The organism is Kribbella sp. VKM Ac-2568, assembly GCF_004345365.1.
Classification (GTDB): domain Bacteria; phylum Actinomycetota; class Actinomycetes; order Propionibacteriales; family Kribbellaceae; genus Kribbella; species Kribbella orskensis.
In genome coordinates this window covers 26,041-42,755 of record NZ_SLVF01000007.1, presented here as the reverse complement: position 1 = coordinate 42,755, position 16,715 = coordinate 26,041, and the positions used below count along the sequence as shown (strand labels likewise).

The following is a 16,715-nucleotide window of genomic DNA, read 5'->3' as shown; positions in this document are numbered from 1 at the left end:
GACGGTATGGAGCGCGCAGATTGGCTGGATGGTGCTTTCACTTCGACGGAGGCCCGGTTCCTGATGGTCACGGCGATCACGCATCACCAGATCAGCTCGCCGAACTGGGGTGAGCGCGAGGTCTTGAAGTTGCACGCCGAGCTCGCGGAGATCGAGCTCGCCGCCCTCCGGTTGGTCGCCGCCCTCCAAATAATGGCCGGACCCAGCCGACCGGCAACCTGATTCTTCGTGACGTCTGGCGCACCGCGGTGCCGGACCTGGTCGACCGGCACGGGACGCTGAATCCGCCTGCGGGCCCGCGCTTCTGGACGGTTAGAACCGCGGACGGCAGAATCGACGTAGTTTCAGCAGCCGGGGCGACGTCAGCGGCAACCAAGGCCGTCGGCGCTCGGCGAGGGAAGCGATCGGATGGCACGGAGCCGGGTGAGCTCGCCCGTCGTTCGCTGGTCGGGCAGGCTGCTCGTCAGCGTGGCGATGGTCGCTGCGGTGACCGGCGTCATCGCGCTCCTCAGGCCGCACGTCCCCACCCTGAGTCTGCTGGTGCTCTACCTGCTTGCCGTGCTGCCGGTTGCCGTGCTGTGGGGAGCGCGGCTGGCGGCGGTCACCTCGGTTCTCAGCGTCACGGTTTTCGCGCTTCTGCTGCCCCCAGCCGGCTCGATCCTGGTTGCCGACTCACGCAACGCGGTGGCGCTGGGGGTGTTCCTGGTGACCGCGGTCGTCGTATCGGAGCTGGCAGCGCGCTCCCGGCGCGCGGCGGTCGAGTCGGCGCGCTTGACGAAGGAGCAGTCGGCGCTGCGGCGGGTCGCGACACTGGTCGCGCAGTCGGTCGCCCCGTCAGCGGTCTTCGAGGCCGTCACCCGGGAGGTCGGCCTGCTCTCCGGCGCCGATCTGGCCCGGATGGAGCGTTACGAACCGGACGGGACCGTCACCGGAGTCGCTGCGTGGAGCCGGGGCCAAGGTCAGCTGGCCGTCGGGACGCAGTTCGACCTCGGCGGGATGAGTGTTGCCCGCGAGGTACAGCTGACCGGGGAGCCGGTCCGGCTCGAGAGTTTCACCGGCGCCACGGGGACGATCGCCGTCGAGGCGCGTGCGCTGGGCATCCACGCGTCGGTCGGTTGCCCCATCGTCGTGGCCGGGGGGTTGTGGGGCGTGATCGCCGCCTCGACCAAGAACGATGCTCCGTTCCCCCCGAACACGGAGTTGCAGATCGCCAGCTTCACCGAGCTCGTCGCCACTGCCGTCGAGAACGCTGAGTCCCGCGCCGAGCTTCGCCGCCTGGCTGACGAGCAGGCCGCCCTGCGACGGGTGGCCACACTCGTCGCCGGCGGGGCCGCACCGGATCTGGTGTTCGCTGCGATCGCCCAGGAGCTCGGTCAGCTGACCGGCGCCGACGTCACCGGCATCTACCGGTTCGAGTCCGATGGCACGGCGACCACGATGGGCAACCACGGCTTGTCCGAGGACCAGATACCCGTCGGCGCACGGCGGATGTTGGAGGAGCCCGCAGCGATTGCGTCGGTCCAGGCGACTGGCGAGCCCGCGCGGTACGACGTGGACGACGAGATGCTCCAGAGCTTCCCCGAGTTCCTCCGGGAGTGGCGCGTCAGGTCGGTGGTCGCCAGTCCGATCATCGTCGAGGGCCGCTGCTGGGGCGGTATCAGCGTCGCGTCGCGGCAGGGTCCCTTCCCCGCCGCCACGGGACGACGGCTGGTCGAGTTCACCGAGATCGCTGCTACCGCGATTGCGAACACGGAGAGCCGTGCAGAGCTCGTGGCGTCCCGTGGGCGGGTGGTCGCCGCCGGAGACGAGATGCGGCGCAGGCTGGAGCGGGACCTGCATGACGGAGCCCAACAACGGCTGGTGTCGCTGGCGCTCGAGCTCCGCTTCGCCGGGGAGACCGTGCCCCCCGAGCTGCCGGACCTTCGGACCGTTTTCGCCCAGGCGGCTGAGGATCTCACCGAGGTGCTGGAAGAGCTGCGCGAGATCTCCCGTGGCCTGCACCCGGCGGTCCTGGCCGAGGGTGGCCTCGGCCCCGCGATGCGTACACTGGCCCGCCGCTCGCCCGTCGAGGTGGAACTGAAGGTCGAGACCGAGTCCCGGTATCCGATGCCGGTGGAGGTGGCGACGTACTACGTCGTCTCCGAGGCGCTCACCAACACGAGCAAGCACGCCGCCGCATCACGTGCGGAGGTCATCCTCGAGGAGCGAGCTGACAACCTGTGGCTGCGCATCCGCGACGACGGTGTCGGTGGTGCGGAGCCGCAAGGCGGTTCGGGGCTGGTCGGGTTGCACGACAGGGTCGAGGCTCTCGGCGGCTCGATCGACGTCGTCAGCCCCGTCGGCCACGGCACGGTGATCGAGGTCCGTCTACCCATCGATCGGCCGGTGCCGGATCAGGTCGACGGTGGCTATCAGTAGAGCTACGAGCATGAGCGCGGTCGCGGACAGCAGCGCGTCGGACACTGCCGTCGGATAGTCATGGGCCGAGCCCATGAGGACCCGGTAGAAGATCGTGGCCAGTACTGCGGTGCCGATCGCCCCGCCGATCCGTTGGGCGGTCTGCAGCGCACCGCCGGCCGCGCCGGCCATCCGTACGGGCACGTACTGCAGGGTGAGCGTGATGTTGGGCGAGGTGACCAGGCCGCCACCGAGTCCGGCTACCAGCAAGGGCCCGGCGACCACCAACGCGGCGTCATCACCTCCGACGTGCCGCAACAGCAGTGCAGTGGCAACCAGCCCCGCGACTGTCGCAGTCAGGCCGAGCACGGTCAGCACGCGACCGAACCTCGCGACCAGGCGGCCGGCGATCGCCGCGGAAACCGCGACCCCGATCGCGAACGGAGTCACGGCCAGGCCGGAGCGCAGCGGTGAGTAACCGAGCCCGTCCTGGTAGAACAGCGCCAGCACCAGCCAGATGCCGGTGAAGCCGACGAAGTAGACCAGGCCGATGATCGAGCCGGCGGCAAAGCCGGACGTGTGAGCCAGCCGTGGGTCGAGCACTGGCTCCCGCCCCCGGCGTACGGTTCGGAGCTCCCACCAGCCGAAGGTGGCGAGCAACAGTACGGCCGCCACGAGCAGCCACCAGTCCTGGCCCAGACCGCTGCGCTCCGCATTCACCGCCGGGAGCAGCAGGCAGAGCACTCCACCGCCGAGCAGGAGGGACCCGATCAGGTCCAGGTGGGTGTCGCGGCGGCCGGCGGTCGAACTGTTCGGTATCAGCCGTGCGGCGAGCGCCAGGGTGACCAGCCCGATCGGCACGTTGACGTAGAACACCCAGCGCCAGGCGTCGGGCCCGCCGATCAGGGTGATGATCAAACCGCCGACCACGGGGCCGGTTGCGGTGGCCAGTCCGATCGTGGCGCCGAGGATGCCGAACGCCTTGCCCCGTTCAGCTCCCTGGAAGAGTTCCTGGATCAAACCGGAGTTCTGCGGCACCAGCATGCCGCCGGCGACGCCTTGCAGCAGCCGGGCAGCTATCAGCAGACCGATGGTCGGGGCCGCACCGGTCAGCGCGCTGGCGAGGACGAACGCTGTCAGGGCGATCAGGAACATCCGGCGCCGGCCCAGGATGTCGCCGAGCCGGCCGGCCGGTACCAGCGCCAGCCCGAAGGTGAGTGCATAGCCGGAGACCACCCACTGGGCGGTTCCAGCCGAGACACCGAGGCCTCGCTCGATGGACGGCAGGGCCACATTCACGATGCTGACGTCCAGCAGCGCCATGAAAGCGGCGAGCTGGCTGACCCCCAGCACCCGCCAGCGCCGCGGATAGCCGGCCAGGTCTGGTGGTGGCCCCGACCCGGCCGATCCGGTCGGTTGCGCAGAACCCCGTCTGCCCTGGTTCGTTGTGGTCACCTGGCGTGCTCCCTACGTCGCGCGGCCGCTCAGCCGGAGTACTGGTCGATCCGGCGGCGACGTGTGCTGTCCACTGCAACGGTCCCGCTCCGGTGGCCGGTTTTCGTCGTGGCCAGCCGCCATCAGGGTTACCTGCTGCCTGGAATGCAGCCGGCCTGACGTGGGCGATAACCTGTGGCATGGTGATCCAGCCGTCCGACCACAGCGCAACGGGCACCGACGGCGGTGCGACCAGGGCTCGCGTCGTCCTGGCGGAGGACGACGTCCTGCTTCGGGAGGGGCTCGCCAGCCTGCTCGACCGATCGGGCTTCCAGGTCGTGGGGCAGACCGGCGACAGTGCGTGGATCCTTCCGCTGGTCCGCGAGTTGACACCGGATCTGGTCGTCGTGGACATCAGGATGCCGCCGACGAACACCACCGAGGGACTGGACGCCGCCCGGGAGATCCGCAAGGAGTTCCCGGCGACCGGCATCCTGGTGCTGTCCGCTCACGCCGAGGTCGAGCACGCGATGGAACTGCTGGCCACCGGTCAGAAGATCGGCTACCTGCTGAAGAGCCGCGTGACGGATGTGGGCGAGTTCATCGAGACGCTGGAGCGGATCGTCAAGGGTGGTTCGGTGATGGATCCGGCGCTCGTCCAGGAGTTGGTGAGCGCCCGCCGGCGCAACGACCCGCTCGCGGAGCTCAGTCCGCGGGAGCGCGAGGTACTGGCGCTGATGGCAGAGGGAAAGTCCAACGCCGGCATCGGGCGCCGGCTCTGGGTGACCGAGGGCACCGTCGAGAAGCACGTCCGGCACATCCTCGCCAAGTTGAGCCTCCCGGAGACCGACGATGATCATCGCCGGGTGCTCGCGGTAGTCACATTCCTCGAGAGTCGCTGACGGCACGAGGCCGCGTCACGCCGACGAGCCGAGCAGGTCACGCACGGCGCCGGCCGACAGCCTGGCCTTGGGAAGGAAGCCGGCGGCCGGGCTCGCCGCGATCAGCTCGGCGTAGTCCTCCTCGGCGTGAGTGGAGATCAGGATCACCGTCGACGGGGCCAGGCCGGCCTCGCGGGTCAGCCGCCGTACGACGTCGAAGCCGCTCTGCTCGCCGAGGTTGATGTCGACCAGGGTGACGTCCGGCCCGGCTTCCACGGCGTACTGGATCGCCTCGGCGCCATTCGTCGCCACGGCCACGACCAGCAGGCCCTCGCGCTCCAGCAGACCGCGTGCGGCCGCGAGGAAGCGAGGGCTGTCATCGACGATCATGCAGCGCAGCGCCATGACTACAGCCTGGTACGCGTCCGGCCTCAGGGCATTCCTGCTACCAGGATCATCGCCCGCGACCGACCAAGATTCCCGCTGCCAGGCACCAGCGGTACTCGCTGGCAGCAAGCTCCTCGGTGTTGCAGTTCGTGGGTACCGCGGGATCCCCGCTAGTGGGTAGGGGAGATGGACACCTGCCGGGATGATTTGCGGGTCGGGTCGGCCGAGTCTTGCGCAGTATGAAGGCTAATTTGCACGTACTCCGAACCGCCCTGGCGCTGACGGGTGTTGCCGCGGCGATGGCCGGGCTGACCGCCTGTGGCAACAACAACGCCTCCTCGTCGGGCGGCAGCAGTGCCCCGCCCGCGAACACCAAAGTGGGCATCCTGCTGCCCGACACGGCGACGTCGCCGCGCTGGGTCTCCGCCGACCCCACCGAACTCCGCAAGCAGTGCGCGGCGAACAAGCTGACCTGCTACATCGACAACGCCAACGGCAGCGCGACCACTCAGCAGTCTCAGGCGCAGGCCCTGATCAACTCAGGCGTCGGCGTCCTGCTGGTCGTGAACCTGGATTCTGGCTCCGGCAAGGCGATCGAGGCTCTCGCCCAGCAGCACAACGTCGTCACGATCGACTACGACCGGCTGACCGCCGGCGGCACCGCGTCGTACTACGTGTCCTACGACAACGTGAAGGTCGGGGAGGACCAAGGCACTGCGCTGACCCAGGCGTCAGAGGTGAAGGGCAAGCCTGCGGTCAACTACGTCGAGATCGACGGCGCGCCGACCGACAACAACGCCGCCCAGTTCGCTCAGGGCTACAACTCGGTGCTCTCGAAGCAGCCTGGCTGGACCAAGCTTGCCGACCAGACCGGCAACTGGGACGCCGCCACCGCGCAGACCGTGTTCACCACGATGCTGGGCCAGCACCCGAACATCAACGCGGTGATGGTTGCCAACGACACCATGGCGCAGTCGGTCATCAACGTGCTCAAGGCCCAGGGCCTCGCGGGCAAGGTCGCGGTGTCCGGGCAGGACGCCTCCGCCGGCGGACTCGACAACGTCATGGCCGGTACGCAGGCGTTCTCCATCTACAAGCCGGTCGCCGGTGAGGCGGATGTGGCCATCAAGCTCGCCGGTCAGATCCTGGCGGGTCAGAAGCCGACCGCGCCGACGACGGTCAAGGACCCGACCAGCGGCCGCGAGGTCCCGGCGTACCTGGCCAGCCCGACCGTGATCACCAAGGCGAACGTAGCCCTGCCCGTGACCGATGGCTACGTGACCGCCGCGGCCGTCTGCCCCACCGCCGCGCTGCAGCAGCTGTGCTCGGCCAACGGCATCAAGACGCCATGACGTCGGTCCCCACCTTGGAGCTTCGGGGCGTCGACAAGTCGTTCGGTCCGGTCCATGTGTTGTCGTCGGTGAACCTCACCGCGAAAGCGGGCGAGGTGACCGCCCTCGTCGGCGACAACGGGGCGGGCAAGACGACCTTGGTCAAGTGCATCGGCGGCATCTATCGCGTCGACGCGGGGGAGCTGATCTTCGACGGGACGCCCCGCACCGTCAACGGACCACGGGACGCCGCGCTGCTCGGGGTCGAGATCGTCTACCAGGATCTCGCGCTGGCCGACAACCTCGACATCGTCCAGAACATGTTCCTCGGCCGCGAGGAGATCACCCGGGTGCGCACGCTCGACGAGAACTCGATGGAGAAGCTGGCACGACAGGCGCTGGACTCGCTGTCGGTGCGAACCGTCCGATCGGTACGCCAGCACGTGGCGAGCCTGTCCGGCGGCCAGCGCCAGACGGTCGCGATCGCCAAGTCGGTGCTCTGGCAGTCGAAGGTCGTCATCCTGGACGAACCGACGGCCGCGCTCGGCGTCGCCCAGACCGGGCAGGTACTCGACCTGGTCCGCCGGCTGGCCGAGCAGGGTGTCGCGGTGATCCTGGTGTCGCACAACATGAATGACGTGATGAAGGTCGCCGACTCCATCGGCGTACTCTTCCTGGGCCGGATGGCGGCCCAGGTCAGACGCAAGGACGTGACCCAGACGCAGGTGGTCGAGCTGATCACCGCGGGCCGCTCGGGTGACCTGGGGTTGTCGCCCGAAGAATCTTCCGGAGCCGCAGTATGAGCGCGCAGACCGACGACCTCGTCAAGCAGGACGAGCCTGAACCCGACGAGCCGGCCGAGGGACTGGCCGCGCTGGGTGCCTACATCAGGGACTATTTCGCCCGCGTACGAGGCGGCGAGCTCGGCTCGATTCCGGCGCTGGTCGGCCTCGTCGTCATCACCGGGGTCTTCGCCCTGGTGCACCAGGGCTTCCTGAGCGCCTACAACCTCGAGGCGCTGGTGATCCAGGCGGCGCCGATCATCGTGATGGCGATGGGCCTGGTCTTCGTGCTGCTGCTCGGCGAGATCGACCTGTCCGCCGGTACGACGGGTGGCCTGTGCTCGGCCATCACGGCGGTGCTGATTCTGCGGCAAGGGGCCTCGTGGTGGCTGGCGCTGATCGTCGGCCTGGTCACCGGCCTCGTCATCGGATTCGCCATGGGGTGGTTGCGGGCCCGGGTCGGCATCCCGTCGTTCGTGATCACGCTGGCGACGTTCCTTGCCTTCCAGGGCGTCACCCTGATCCTGATCGGCGGCCAGGGGTCGGTGATCCTGCCCGACAACTCGCCGCTGATCAAGCTCGAGAACAGCTTCGTGCCGCTCTGGCTGGGGTGGGTCCTGCTGGCCGTGGTCGTCGTCGGATACGCCGCGACCAAGGTCAACGACGAACTCGGACGCCGGCGCTCCGGAATCTCGAGGGCGCCGTTCACCGTGATCGCTGCGAAGGTCGTCATCCTGGCGGTGCTCGGTGCGGCTTTCACCTACGAGATGGGCGTCAACCGCAACCTGTCCACCAATGCGTTCTTCAACAACAAGGCGCAGGGCATGCCGTGGGTCGTCGTCCTGCTGCTGATCCTGTTCACGGTGTGGAACTTCGTCCTCAGCCGCACGCGGTACGGCCTCCACCTGTACGCCGTCGGCGGTAACGAGGAGGCGTCGCGGCGCGCCGGCATCGTCGTGTCCCGGATCCGGATCTCGGTGTTCGTCATCTGCTCCGGCATGGCGGCCGTCTCCGGCATCATCGCGGCCTCGTTGCTGCAGTCGGTCCAGTCGAACGCCGGTGCGGGCAACACCCTGTTGCTGGCGGTCGGTGCGGCGGTCATCGGCGGCACCTCGCTGTTCGGTGGGCACGGCCGGATCATCGACGCCGTTCTCGGCGGCCTGGTGGTCGCGGTCATCATCAACGGCATGAGCGACCTCATCCAGGGCGCCAACTCGGCGGGCTACGAGTGGGTCGTCACCGGCGCCGTGCTGCTCCTCGCCGCGGGCTTCGACGCGGTTGTCCGCCGGTCGCGGACGACCTGAGCGGGGGACGAGCAGTGGTCGCCCGGCGTGACAGTCAGGCGTCGGGACGGGATGGCGTCGGGCGCAGTTGGTGGTCGGTGTCGATCGGAAGGTCGACCAGCAACGTGGTGCCCGCGCCGACCGGGCTGGTCACCGAGATCGTGCCGTCGAGCGCCTCGACACGGTCCGCCAGCCCGGTCAGGCCTGACCCGCGATCGGGTACGGCGCCGCCCTGGCCGTCGTCTCGTACTGACAGGTGCAGGCGCCCCGCGCTGACCCGGGCGTCGATCCACACTTCCGACGCGCCGGAGTACTTGGCTGCGTTGGCGAGCGCCTCGGAAACGACGTAGTACGCGCAGACCTCGACCGGCCCGGCCAGCCTGGCCGGTACATCCACGGCCACGTCCGACGGGATCGGACTGCGGCGAGCGAGCGACTTGAGGGCCGGACCGAGGCCGCCCTCGGTCAGGATCGCCGGGTGGATGCCCCGGGACAGCTCTCGCAGCTCGTCGAGCGCGGTGGTGAGCTCGTCTGCGGCATTGGCGAGCTGGGCACGCACCTCCGGCTGCTCAGGCGGCACCACCGCCTCTCCTGCCCGCAGCTGCAGCGCGATCGACACGAGCCGCTGTTGAGTGCCGTCGTGCAGGTCGCGCTCGATGCGCTGGCGGGCCCGGTCAGCGGCCGCGACGATCCGGACCCGCGACCTGGCCAGCTCTCGCCGTCCTTGTTCGACTGCCGCGGCCATGGTGTTGAAGCTGCGCTGCAGTACTCCGATCTCACCCACGCCCCGGTCGGGCACCCGGGCTCCCAGATCGCCGGCTGCGAGTCGCCCGGCCATGGCGGCGGTACGGCGTACCGGGCGGAGGATTCTCCAGTTCAGGTACCAGGTGAACAGCGCCACCAGCAGGACCGAGCCGGTCAGGCCCGCGGCCGCGGCGACGATCGCGCGGCGGGCGACGTCGTCCGCCTTGTGCTGGCGTGCCATGGCCAGTTGGTCCTCGACCGCGAGCAGCTGATCGAACTGTGTTCGCATCGCGTCGACCCGCCGCTTGTCCTCCGCGGTCGCCGCGACGACGTTGACCGACGCCCTGTCCCGATGGGCGGCGGCGATCAGCGGTTCGGAGTAGTCCTTGAGATAGGAGGTGCCGGCCTGGGTGAGGCGCTCAGCCTGGGCGTGCTGCTCGGCATTGCCTGCGACGAGCTGCTCCAACGTAGTGGCCTGCTGAGGGAACGCCGTACGTGCCGCCAGCCATGGCTGCAGGTACTGGTCAGACCCGGTGAGCAGGAATCCGCGCTGGCCGGTCTCCAGGTCGACGACAAGCCGCTCCAGCCGGTTGGTTGCCACCAGCACGTCTTCGGACTGCTGCGCCCGGTGTTCCATTCCCCGCAGGTCGGCCACCGACGAGAGCAGTACGGCGAACGTGGCGCCGATGGTCACGGCGAGCAGGCCGCTCGCGATCATCGTGCGACGGGTCAGGCCACGCCTCATCCCGCCGTGCTCAGATTTCTCGAGGTCCGCTGACACCATGCAGGGTCCCTCTGATGGCGGTGCCGGACAAGGCCGTCTTCGGAAGGAACCCGATCGCCGGGCTGGCGGCGATCAGGTCGGCGTAGTCCTCCTCGGAGTGGGTGGAGATCAGGATGATCGGAGCCGGGGCCCCGCCGGCCTGCTCCGCCAGCCGCCTGGCCAGCCTCAACCCGCTCTCGCCGCCGAGGTCGATGTCGACCAGCATGACGTCGGGTCGCAGCTCGGCCGCGAGGCTCAGCGCCTGCGCACCGGTCGACGCCGTACCGATGACCGAGATGCCGTCACGTTCCAGCACCGTCCGCGCGACCTCGAGGAAGCGGGTGCTGTCGTCGACGATCAGGCAGCGAAGCATGTGGTCAGCATTTCAAGCAGGTACGCCGCCCGCATTCCGGCTAGCAGGACACTTGTGACGATCGGTCAGGTCGATCGCACCGGGGTCCGAGCACGGTGGCCGGCCTGCGGAGTGATCGAGGTCTCACGCTCGGAACGGAGGCGGTCGTACGCTCCGCGTCCCCGCAGGTAGCCAGTCGATGCCAGGAACAGGATCGTCGCACCGACGATGAAGACGTCGGCGAGGTTGTAGCGGTAGTGGCTGACAGCAATGAAGTCGATCGCTCCGCGAACGCTGCCGGGAGCAGTCCAGGTGTGCATGCCCAACCGGTCGAGCTGGTTGCTGGCCCATCCGCCGATCTGCAGGGCCGCGGACACGAGTACGGCGGCCGGACGGCGGCGGCGGATCAGCACGAGGAGGGCGGTGGTCAGCGCTCCCAGCCCGAACAGGTCGAGGAACGCGCCTGCGAGTGGGTCCTCGTACCAGTGGCCGACCACGCGGCCGGCGATTTCGCTACCAGGATTGATGATCGGTCCGGCAACATGCCGCCAGCCCCACCATTTGGTTGCCTGGTCGATCAGTATCACTGCCACCAGCAAGGTCATCACGATCCACCGCTGCCTGGACTGGCTCCTGGGTTTCGACACAGTCACAACCCTTCCGTCCAGGCGCCTTTCCGACCTCAATGCCAGCGGCAATCCTCTGTACCGGGTGGCTGGAATCTTGAGGGCCGGAGCTCGAGCAGGCGGCACGTGCCGCGTCCGCGGTGAGCCGTTGCGCGGCCTCCTTGGCGAGCAGGCCCTCGATGACAGCCCCGAGCCGGCCTGCGCGCGGTGACGGCCGGGGCGATTCTTCGACAACGGCGGTCAGGGTCGCCCAGACGTCGGTCTTGGCGAAAGGAGCTCTGCCCTCGAGGACGGCGTACAGCGTCGCGCCGAGCGAGAAGAGGTCAGACGCCGGCGCGGGCTTCTCGCCACGAAGCTGCTCGGGTGAGATGAAGGCGGGGCTACCTTCGAGCACGTCACGGGGAAGGTCGAGCTCGTCGTCCAGGCAGGCGATGCCGAAATCGGTCAGCACCACCCGGCCGTCATCACACAGCTGCACATTGGCAGGTTTGACATCGCGGTGCACGACGCCCGCCTGGTGAACGGCCGTCAGCGCGTCGAGCAGCCGCAGCGCGAGGTCGACCACCCGGTCTATCGGCTGCAGTCCTTCGCCTGCGAGCGTCTCTGCCAGCGTTCGGCCCGAGAGCGGCTCCATCACGATCCAGGGGAGGCTGCCCTCTCGCACGACGTCATGGATTCTGACCACTCCGCGATGGCTGACCTGCGCGGCCGCGCGGGCTTCGTAGAGCGCGCGCGCCCGGGCCGCCCTGCTCGCGTCCTCCGACTCCGCATCGGTCGCGAGGTACTGCTTGAGAGCGACCGGGCGACGCAGCAACTCGTCCTCCGCGAGCCAGACCCTGCCCATGCCGCCGCGCCCCAGGAGTGACTGCAGCCGGTATCGACCTGCGATCAGTCGTCCCGACGGCTGCGCCGACCCACGGAATCTGCCGGAAGTGCTGATGGCCGGCGCGACCGGGACCGTGCTCTCCGTCAGGCTCGTAAGCCGACCGACCTGGCTGACACCTGAATCTCGACCGGGAAGTTCAGCGAGCGCCTTCATCTGGCCAACCTTCCGCGCACCGAGGCATCGTGTCGTCCCGGCGGCCGCCCATCGTCCGTACCTGCTGGCAGGAACCCGCGCTGGGTGTCAGCCGCAATCCTGCTCCGCCCAGTGAACAAGGCCGTCCGATCGAACGTTTTGGAGGCATCGAAGGATCAACAGATCAAGGAGAAACCTCGCATGAAGCGCATCGCCTTGGTGGTCGGTACGGCTGTTCTCGGCCTGTCCACCCTGACGGCCTGCGGAGGTGGCGCCAGTGCCACCCCGGCTCCCCAGAACACCCCCGCGCAAAGCACTCCCAACCCGTCGGCCACCGCCAAGCTGTCCACCACCACCGCCGGGAACTTCGGCAAGATCGTTGTCGACGGCACCGGTCGCACGCTGTACGTCTACGACCTGGACACCTCGCACCCCTCGAAGTCGAACTGCGACGGATCGTGCGCGGCGTTGTGGCCACCGCTGCCGGCCGGCACCGGTACGCCGCAGGTGAGCGGCGTCTCCGCCTCGCTGGTGGGCACCGTGACGCGTTCGGACGGCACCAAGCAGTTGACTCTCGCCGGTTCGCCCCTCTACTACTTCGCCAACGACACCAAGGCCGGTGACGTGAACGGTCAGGCCGTCGACGGAACCTGGTGGGTCATCGGTGCGAACGGCAAGAAGATCACTACCCAGGCCTCCGCCAACAACTCGTCGAGCAACTCCAGCTACTGATTCGACCCCGTGCGGCTCAGCAGGCTGCCTTGGGATCGCCGAGAAGCATTGTTCGAACCAGAGCCGCGGAACCACAGGAGCGATTGCTGAGCGAGCAGCAGCGCAACCCATCCGTTCGCAACCGGCGACGGATGGTCTAGAAGGGAGCGGAACAACATGAGGAAACCTCTGTGGGTCGTCGTCGGTGGTGTGGTGGCATTGCTAGGGCTTCTCTTCACCCTGCAGGGCGCCAACGTCATCGGCGGCAGCGCGATGAGTGGCACCACCTTCTGGGCGGTGGCCGGCCCCATCATCATCGTGATCGGCCTGGCAGTAGCCGCAGCGGGAGCCAGGAAACGAGGCCGATGAGCTGCGCATTCCCGTTGTTCGTCTTCGGCGGAACCTGGCTCGGGTAGGGACCACGGCGGCCAGTGGGGGCGGACTCCCGGGGGGTTGACGCCGACCATTCGGCGCCTTGCCACCCTGGAACCCCGACGTAGCCCACCGCCGATTCTTCGATGACCACCGAACAAACAGAGGTAGGGGCCTACCTGCTCTCAGGCGGCTGTGGTTGTGTCGATCCCGGCGGCGTCGACCCACTCGTGGGCGGTGCCTTTGATGACCAGGTACTTGATGATGTCTTTTCCGTCGGTCAGTACCGCGACCGCGCGCCAGCCGGCTTCGTTGGCTCCGGACATCGCCGTATGGCTCACGGCGAAGGCTTCGGGCAGCGTCACCAGTTGTGTCGAGGGCGTCCCCGTTGCCGTCGGAGCAGCGGCGGATGCCTGAGCGGTTCGGACCATCGCCTCGGCTATCCGGGCGCGGGCCTCGATCGTTGCCACCGCGGCGATCGAACGGCCTCGGACGTCGGAGCCCAGCAGGTACGCGATTCCGAGCACGGCGGCCGCGGTGACGATGCCGGCGGCCAGGAGGACGGCCCGCTGGGTGTCGGGATTCTGGCCGTTCCACCAGACGGCGACCCGCCCCCAGGCCACAGCGACACCCGCGGCCAGGCCCGTCGCCCACCATTTGCTCGCGGCGGTTGCGCCTGCCTCGATCAGCGCGACGCTCGCCGGCGGACCACTGAAGGTGGCGCCGAAACTGTCTGCCTTCTTGTTGTCCGCCGTCGTTCCGAGAAGGTTCATTCCGCGCAGCAGCGCGGCCGTCGGATCCAGAATGTCCTTACCGGTGGCAGACACGGCCTTCGCCGGGATTTGAACGTCACTCATCATTACCCCCCGCTTGATATGAAGCCGGCCCGCGGCGCTCCACCCCTGAATTGCCGTCCGGCTGAGTCTCAATATGAGGCACAAACCACCCGCTGCCAAGACCGGCGAAGACGAGCCCAGCGCCGATCCGCAGGCGTCTGTAGCTTGTCCGTCCATCCGCGGAGGGCAAAAGGAAAGGCAAGGAGGTTACTCACTCCTTGCCACTCCCAAGGTATAGCGCACCAGGGGGCTTGCGGCAAGACCCGGGTCTTGCAGCAGAATCTCCAGCCGAGGCCAGAACCTGCGGAGATCAGGGATCCGCGAAGTATGTGTGCTTTTGCCTTGTCGAATCGGGGGTTTTACATGATTGACGTGATCGTTGCCGGCGGCGGACCGACCGGCATGATGCTGGCGAGCGAGTTGCGGCTGCACGGCGTGCACGTGCTCGTGCTGGAGAAGGACACCGAGCCGACCCCGATCGTCCGCTCGCTCGGCTTGCACGCGCGCAGCATCGAAGTGATGGACCAGCGCGGTCTGCTGGAGCGGTTCCTCGCGCTCGGCACGCAGTACCCGGTCGGCGGCTTCGCCGGCATCCGCAAGCCGGCACCGGACCGGCTGGACACCGCACATGCGTACATCCTCGGCATCCCGCAGACCACCACCGACCGCCTGCTGACCGAGCATGCGATCGAGGCCGGTGCCGAGCTCCGGCGCGGCTGCGAACTGGTCGGGCTGAGCCAGGACGAGGACGGAGTGACCGCCGAGCTGGCCGACCGCACGCAGTTGCGCTCGCGGTACCTCGTCGGCTGCGACGGCGGCCGCAGTACGGTGCGCAAGCTGCTCGGCATCGGCTTCCCCGGTGAGCCCACCACGGTCGAGACCCTGCTGGGCGAGATGGAGCTGACCGCGTCGATGGAGACGCTGACCGCCGCGAACACCGAAGTCCGCAAGACCCAGCTGCGGTTCGGCGTCATGCCCCTCGGGGATGGGGTGTACCGCGTCGGCGTACCCGCCGAGGGGGTGGCCGAGGACCCGAGAGTCCCACCGACCCTCGAGGAGCTCAAGCAGCAGCTGCGGGTGACCGCCGGCAGCGACTTCGGCGCGCACTCACCGCGCTGGCTCTCCCGCTTCGGCGACGCGACCCGGCTGGCCGAGAGCTACCGGACCGGCCGGGTGCTGCTGGCCGGCGACGCGGCCCACATCCACCCGCCGACCGGCGGGCAGGGGCTCAACCTCGGCGTCCAGGACGCGTTCAACCTGGGCTGGAAACTGGCCGCCGAGGTCAACGGCTGGGCACCGGAAGGGCTGCTGGACAGCTACCAGTCCGAACGGCGCCCGGTGGCCGCCGACGTGCTGAACAACACCCGTGCGCAGATGGAGCTGATGTCCACCGAGCCGGGTCCCCAGGCAGCGCGCCGGCTGGTGGAGGAACTGATGGACTTCGAGGACGTGAACCGGTACTTGGTCGAGAAGATCACCGCGATCGGGATCCGCTACGACTTCGGCGAGGGGCATGCGCTGCTCGGCGGACGGCTGCGGGACGTGGAGCTGAAGCGGGGTCGCCTCTACGAGCTGATGCACGGAGGCCGCGGTCTGCTGCTCGACCAGACCGGCCGGCTCTCGGTGGCGGGCTGGGCAGACCGGGTCGACCACGTCGTCGACGTCAGCGAGGAACTGGACCTCCCCGCGGCGCTGCTGCGGCCCGACGGCCACGTGGCCTGGGTCGGCGAGGACCAGCAGGATCTCCTCACCCATCTCCCCAAGTGGTTCGGCCCCGCCGCCACCTGAGCGCAAATGTCAGTCCGCGGTCACCTTGATGATCGTTCGGCCCCGGGTGCGTCCGTCGGGGGTGAAGGCGGCGGGGGCGTCGGTCAGGGGGCGGACGGTGTTGACGAGCGGTGTGAGCCGGCCGCCGTGGAGGCGGGTGGCCAGCTGGGTCAGCTGTTCGCGGTTGGGCTCGACGACGAAGAAGATGGCTCGGCCGTCGTGGGGCTGGATGGTGGGTGGACCGGCGATCGTGACGAGCGTGCCGCCGGGGCGTACCAGCGCGGTGGAGCGGTCGCGGATCTCGCCGCCGATCACGTCGAGCACCACGTCGACCTCGCCGGCGTCCTCCAAGTGTTCGCCATCCAGGTCGAGGAAGGTATGGACGCCTAGATCGGAGGCCGCGTCCTGATCGGAGGCTCGGCCGGTGCCGATGATGTGGGCTCCTGCCTCGCGGGCCAGTTGTGCGGCGATATAGCCGACGGCACCGCCGATCCCGTGGATGAGGACGGTTTGGCCTGCTTTCAGGTGGGCGTGGTCGAACAGGGCCTGCCAAGCCGTCAGGCCGGAGATCGGTAGAGCGGCCGCGGCGACGTGGTCGACGTCGGCGGGGAGCGAGGCCAGGTTGCGGGCCTCCACGGCGGCGTACTCCGCGAGCGAACCGTTGCGGGCCCAGTCGGTCAGTCCGAAGACCCGCTGACCGATCGTGAGACCGGTGGTGCCGTAGCCGAACTCGACGACCACCCCCGACAGTTCGTGGCCGGGGACACTTGGGGTGCGGTCGCGGCCGGCGCGGTCGGTCCACGTCGCTGGCCATTCCAGCTCGCCGCGGGTGAAGCCGGCGGCGTGGACTTGCACGATGACGTCGTTCTCGGCGGCGTGGGGGTAGGGCAGCTCGGTCAGGGACAGTCCGCCGACGCCGGCCTCGCGGTCCCGGACAGTGATGGCACGCATGAAGGTCCTCGCGGTAGTCGTTGTACTGGTTCGACTTCGACGGTACGCACTCGCGGGCCGCCGTGGTTGGGCCACTTGGA

The 16,715-nt window shown here is 68.7% G+C and carries 17 protein-coding genes; 9 read left to right on the top strand and 8 right to left on the bottom strand.

Features of this window, described 5'->3' with window-relative positions; all coding sequences use genetic code 11:
- Nucleotides 1-6: 6 nt before the first annotated feature.
- Nucleotides 7-222, top strand: coding sequence for a hypothetical protein (locus tag EV648_RS21000; RefSeq protein ID WP_132294302.1), 216 nt, complete (start codon nucleotides 7-9; stop codon nucleotides 220-222).
- Between the two features lie 201 nt (nucleotides 223-423).
- Complete coding sequence (locus tag EV648_RS20995; protein ID WP_158294031.1) at nucleotides 424-2,418, top strand: GAF domain-containing protein; 1,995 nt, start codon at nucleotides 424-426, stop codon at nucleotides 2,416-2,418.
- On the opposite strand, the gene EV648_RS20990 is transcribed toward EV648_RS20995, so the two are convergent.
- Entirely contained in the window at nucleotides 2,368-3,852 is a 1,485-nt protein-coding gene (locus EV648_RS20990) for an MFS transporter (RefSeq protein WP_132294296.1), read from the bottom strand. The genes EV648_RS20995 and EV648_RS20990 overlap by 51 nt on opposite strands.
- Before the next feature lie 179 nt (nucleotides 3,853-4,031).
- On the opposite strand from EV648_RS20990, the gene EV648_RS20985 reads away from it, so the two are divergent.
- On the top strand, nucleotides 4,032-4,733 hold the full coding sequence (locus tag EV648_RS20985) for a response regulator transcription factor (protein ID WP_132294293.1): 702 nt from the start codon (nucleotides 4,032-4,034) through the stop codon (nucleotides 4,731-4,733).
- A gap of 15 nt (nucleotides 4,734-4,748) precedes the next feature.
- Here EV648_RS20985 and EV648_RS20980 read toward each other — a convergent pair whose 3' ends face one another.
- On the bottom strand, nucleotides 4,749-5,117 hold the full coding sequence (locus EV648_RS20980) for a response regulator transcription factor (protein ID WP_132294290.1): 369 nt from the start codon (nucleotides 5,115-5,117) through the stop codon (nucleotides 4,749-4,751).
- A 221-nt stretch (nucleotides 5,118-5,338) separates the two neighbouring features.
- Here EV648_RS20980 and EV648_RS20975 point away from each other — a divergent pair, with 221 nt between their 5' ends.
- The 3 genes from EV648_RS20975 to EV648_RS20965 are packed head-to-tail and all read left to right on the top strand — an operon-like array spanning nucleotide 5,339 to nucleotide 8,516.
- Entirely contained in the window at nucleotides 5,339-6,451 is a 1,113-nt protein-coding gene (locus EV648_RS20975) for a sugar ABC transporter substrate-binding protein (protein WP_132294287.1), read from the top strand.
- Nucleotides 6,448-7,233: an ATP-binding cassette domain-containing protein gene (locus EV648_RS20970; RefSeq protein WP_132294284.1), complete on the top strand. Its 786-nt coding sequence runs from the start codon at nucleotides 6,448-6,450 to the stop codon at nucleotides 7,231-7,233. Before EV648_RS20975 ends, EV648_RS20970 begins: the two co-directional genes overlap by 4 nt.
- Complete coding sequence (locus tag EV648_RS20965; RefSeq protein ID WP_132294281.1) at nucleotides 7,230-8,516, top strand: sugar ABC transporter permease; 1,287 nt, start codon at nucleotides 7,230-7,232, stop codon at nucleotides 8,514-8,516. The genes EV648_RS20970 and EV648_RS20965 overlap by 4 nt, the downstream gene beginning before the upstream one ends.
- Nucleotides 8,517-8,550: 34 nt before the next feature.
- Here the strand turns inward: EV648_RS20965 and EV648_RS20960 are convergent, their stop codons facing one another.
- The 4 genes from EV648_RS20960 to EV648_RS20945 form a co-directional block, all read right to left on the bottom strand.
- Nucleotides 8,551-10,023: a CHASE3 domain-containing protein gene (locus tag EV648_RS20960; RefSeq protein WP_132294278.1), complete on the bottom strand. Its 1,473-nt coding sequence runs from the start codon at nucleotides 10,021-10,023 to the stop codon at nucleotides 8,551-8,553.
- A complete protein-coding gene (locus EV648_RS20955; protein WP_132294275.1) occupies nucleotides 9,995-10,375 on the bottom strand; it encodes a response regulator in 381 nt (126 codons plus the stop codon). Before EV648_RS20955 ends, EV648_RS20960 begins: the two co-directional genes overlap by 29 nt.
- Nucleotides 10,376-10,440: 65 nt before the next feature.
- The gene (locus EV648_RS20950) at nucleotides 10,441-10,959 is read right to left on the bottom strand and encodes a signal peptidase II (protein WP_132294272.1); all 519 of its coding nucleotides are present in this window, start codon (nucleotides 10,957-10,959) and stop codon (nucleotides 10,441-10,443) included.
- Nucleotides 10,868-12,019: a serine/threonine-protein kinase gene (locus tag EV648_RS20945; RefSeq protein ID WP_132294269.1), complete on the bottom strand. Its 1,152-nt coding sequence runs from the start codon at nucleotides 12,017-12,019 to the stop codon at nucleotides 10,868-10,870. The genes EV648_RS20950 and EV648_RS20945 overlap by 92 nt, the downstream gene beginning before the upstream one ends.
- Nucleotides 12,020-12,199: 180 nt before the next feature.
- On the opposite strand from EV648_RS20945, the gene EV648_RS20940 reads away from it, so the two are divergent.
- The gene (locus EV648_RS20940; protein ID WP_132294266.1) at nucleotides 12,200-12,730 is read left to right on the top strand and encodes a hypothetical protein; all 531 of its coding nucleotides are present in this window, start codon (nucleotides 12,200-12,202) and stop codon (nucleotides 12,728-12,730) included.
- 156 nt (nucleotides 12,731-12,886) lie between these two features.
- Entirely contained in the window at nucleotides 12,887-13,078 is a 192-nt protein-coding gene (locus EV648_RS20935) for a hypothetical protein (protein ID WP_132294263.1), read from the top strand.
- A 188-nt stretch (nucleotides 13,079-13,266) separates the two neighbouring features.
- On the opposite strand, the gene EV648_RS20930 is transcribed toward EV648_RS20935, so the two are convergent.
- Nucleotides 13,267-13,938: a hypothetical protein gene (locus EV648_RS20930; RefSeq protein ID WP_132294260.1), complete on the bottom strand. Its 672-nt coding sequence runs from the start codon at nucleotides 13,936-13,938 to the stop codon at nucleotides 13,267-13,269.
- Between the two features lie 342 nt (nucleotides 13,939-14,280).
- Here EV648_RS20930 and rox point away from each other — a divergent pair, with 342 nt between their 5' ends.
- A complete protein-coding gene (gene rox / locus EV648_RS20925) occupies nucleotides 14,281-15,705 on the top strand; it encodes a rifampin monooxygenase (protein ID WP_132294257.1) in 1,425 nt (474 codons plus the stop codon).
- A gap of 9 nt (nucleotides 15,706-15,714) precedes the next feature.
- Here the strand turns inward: rox and EV648_RS20920 are convergent, their stop codons facing one another.
- Nucleotides 15,715-16,635 carry an NADP-dependent oxidoreductase gene (locus tag EV648_RS20920; protein WP_132294255.1) on the bottom strand — a complete coding sequence of 307 codons (921 nt, stop codon included), beginning with the start codon at nucleotides 16,633-16,635 and terminating at the stop codon, nucleotides 15,715-15,717.
- Between the last annotated feature and the right edge of the window lie 80 nt (nucleotides 16,636-16,715).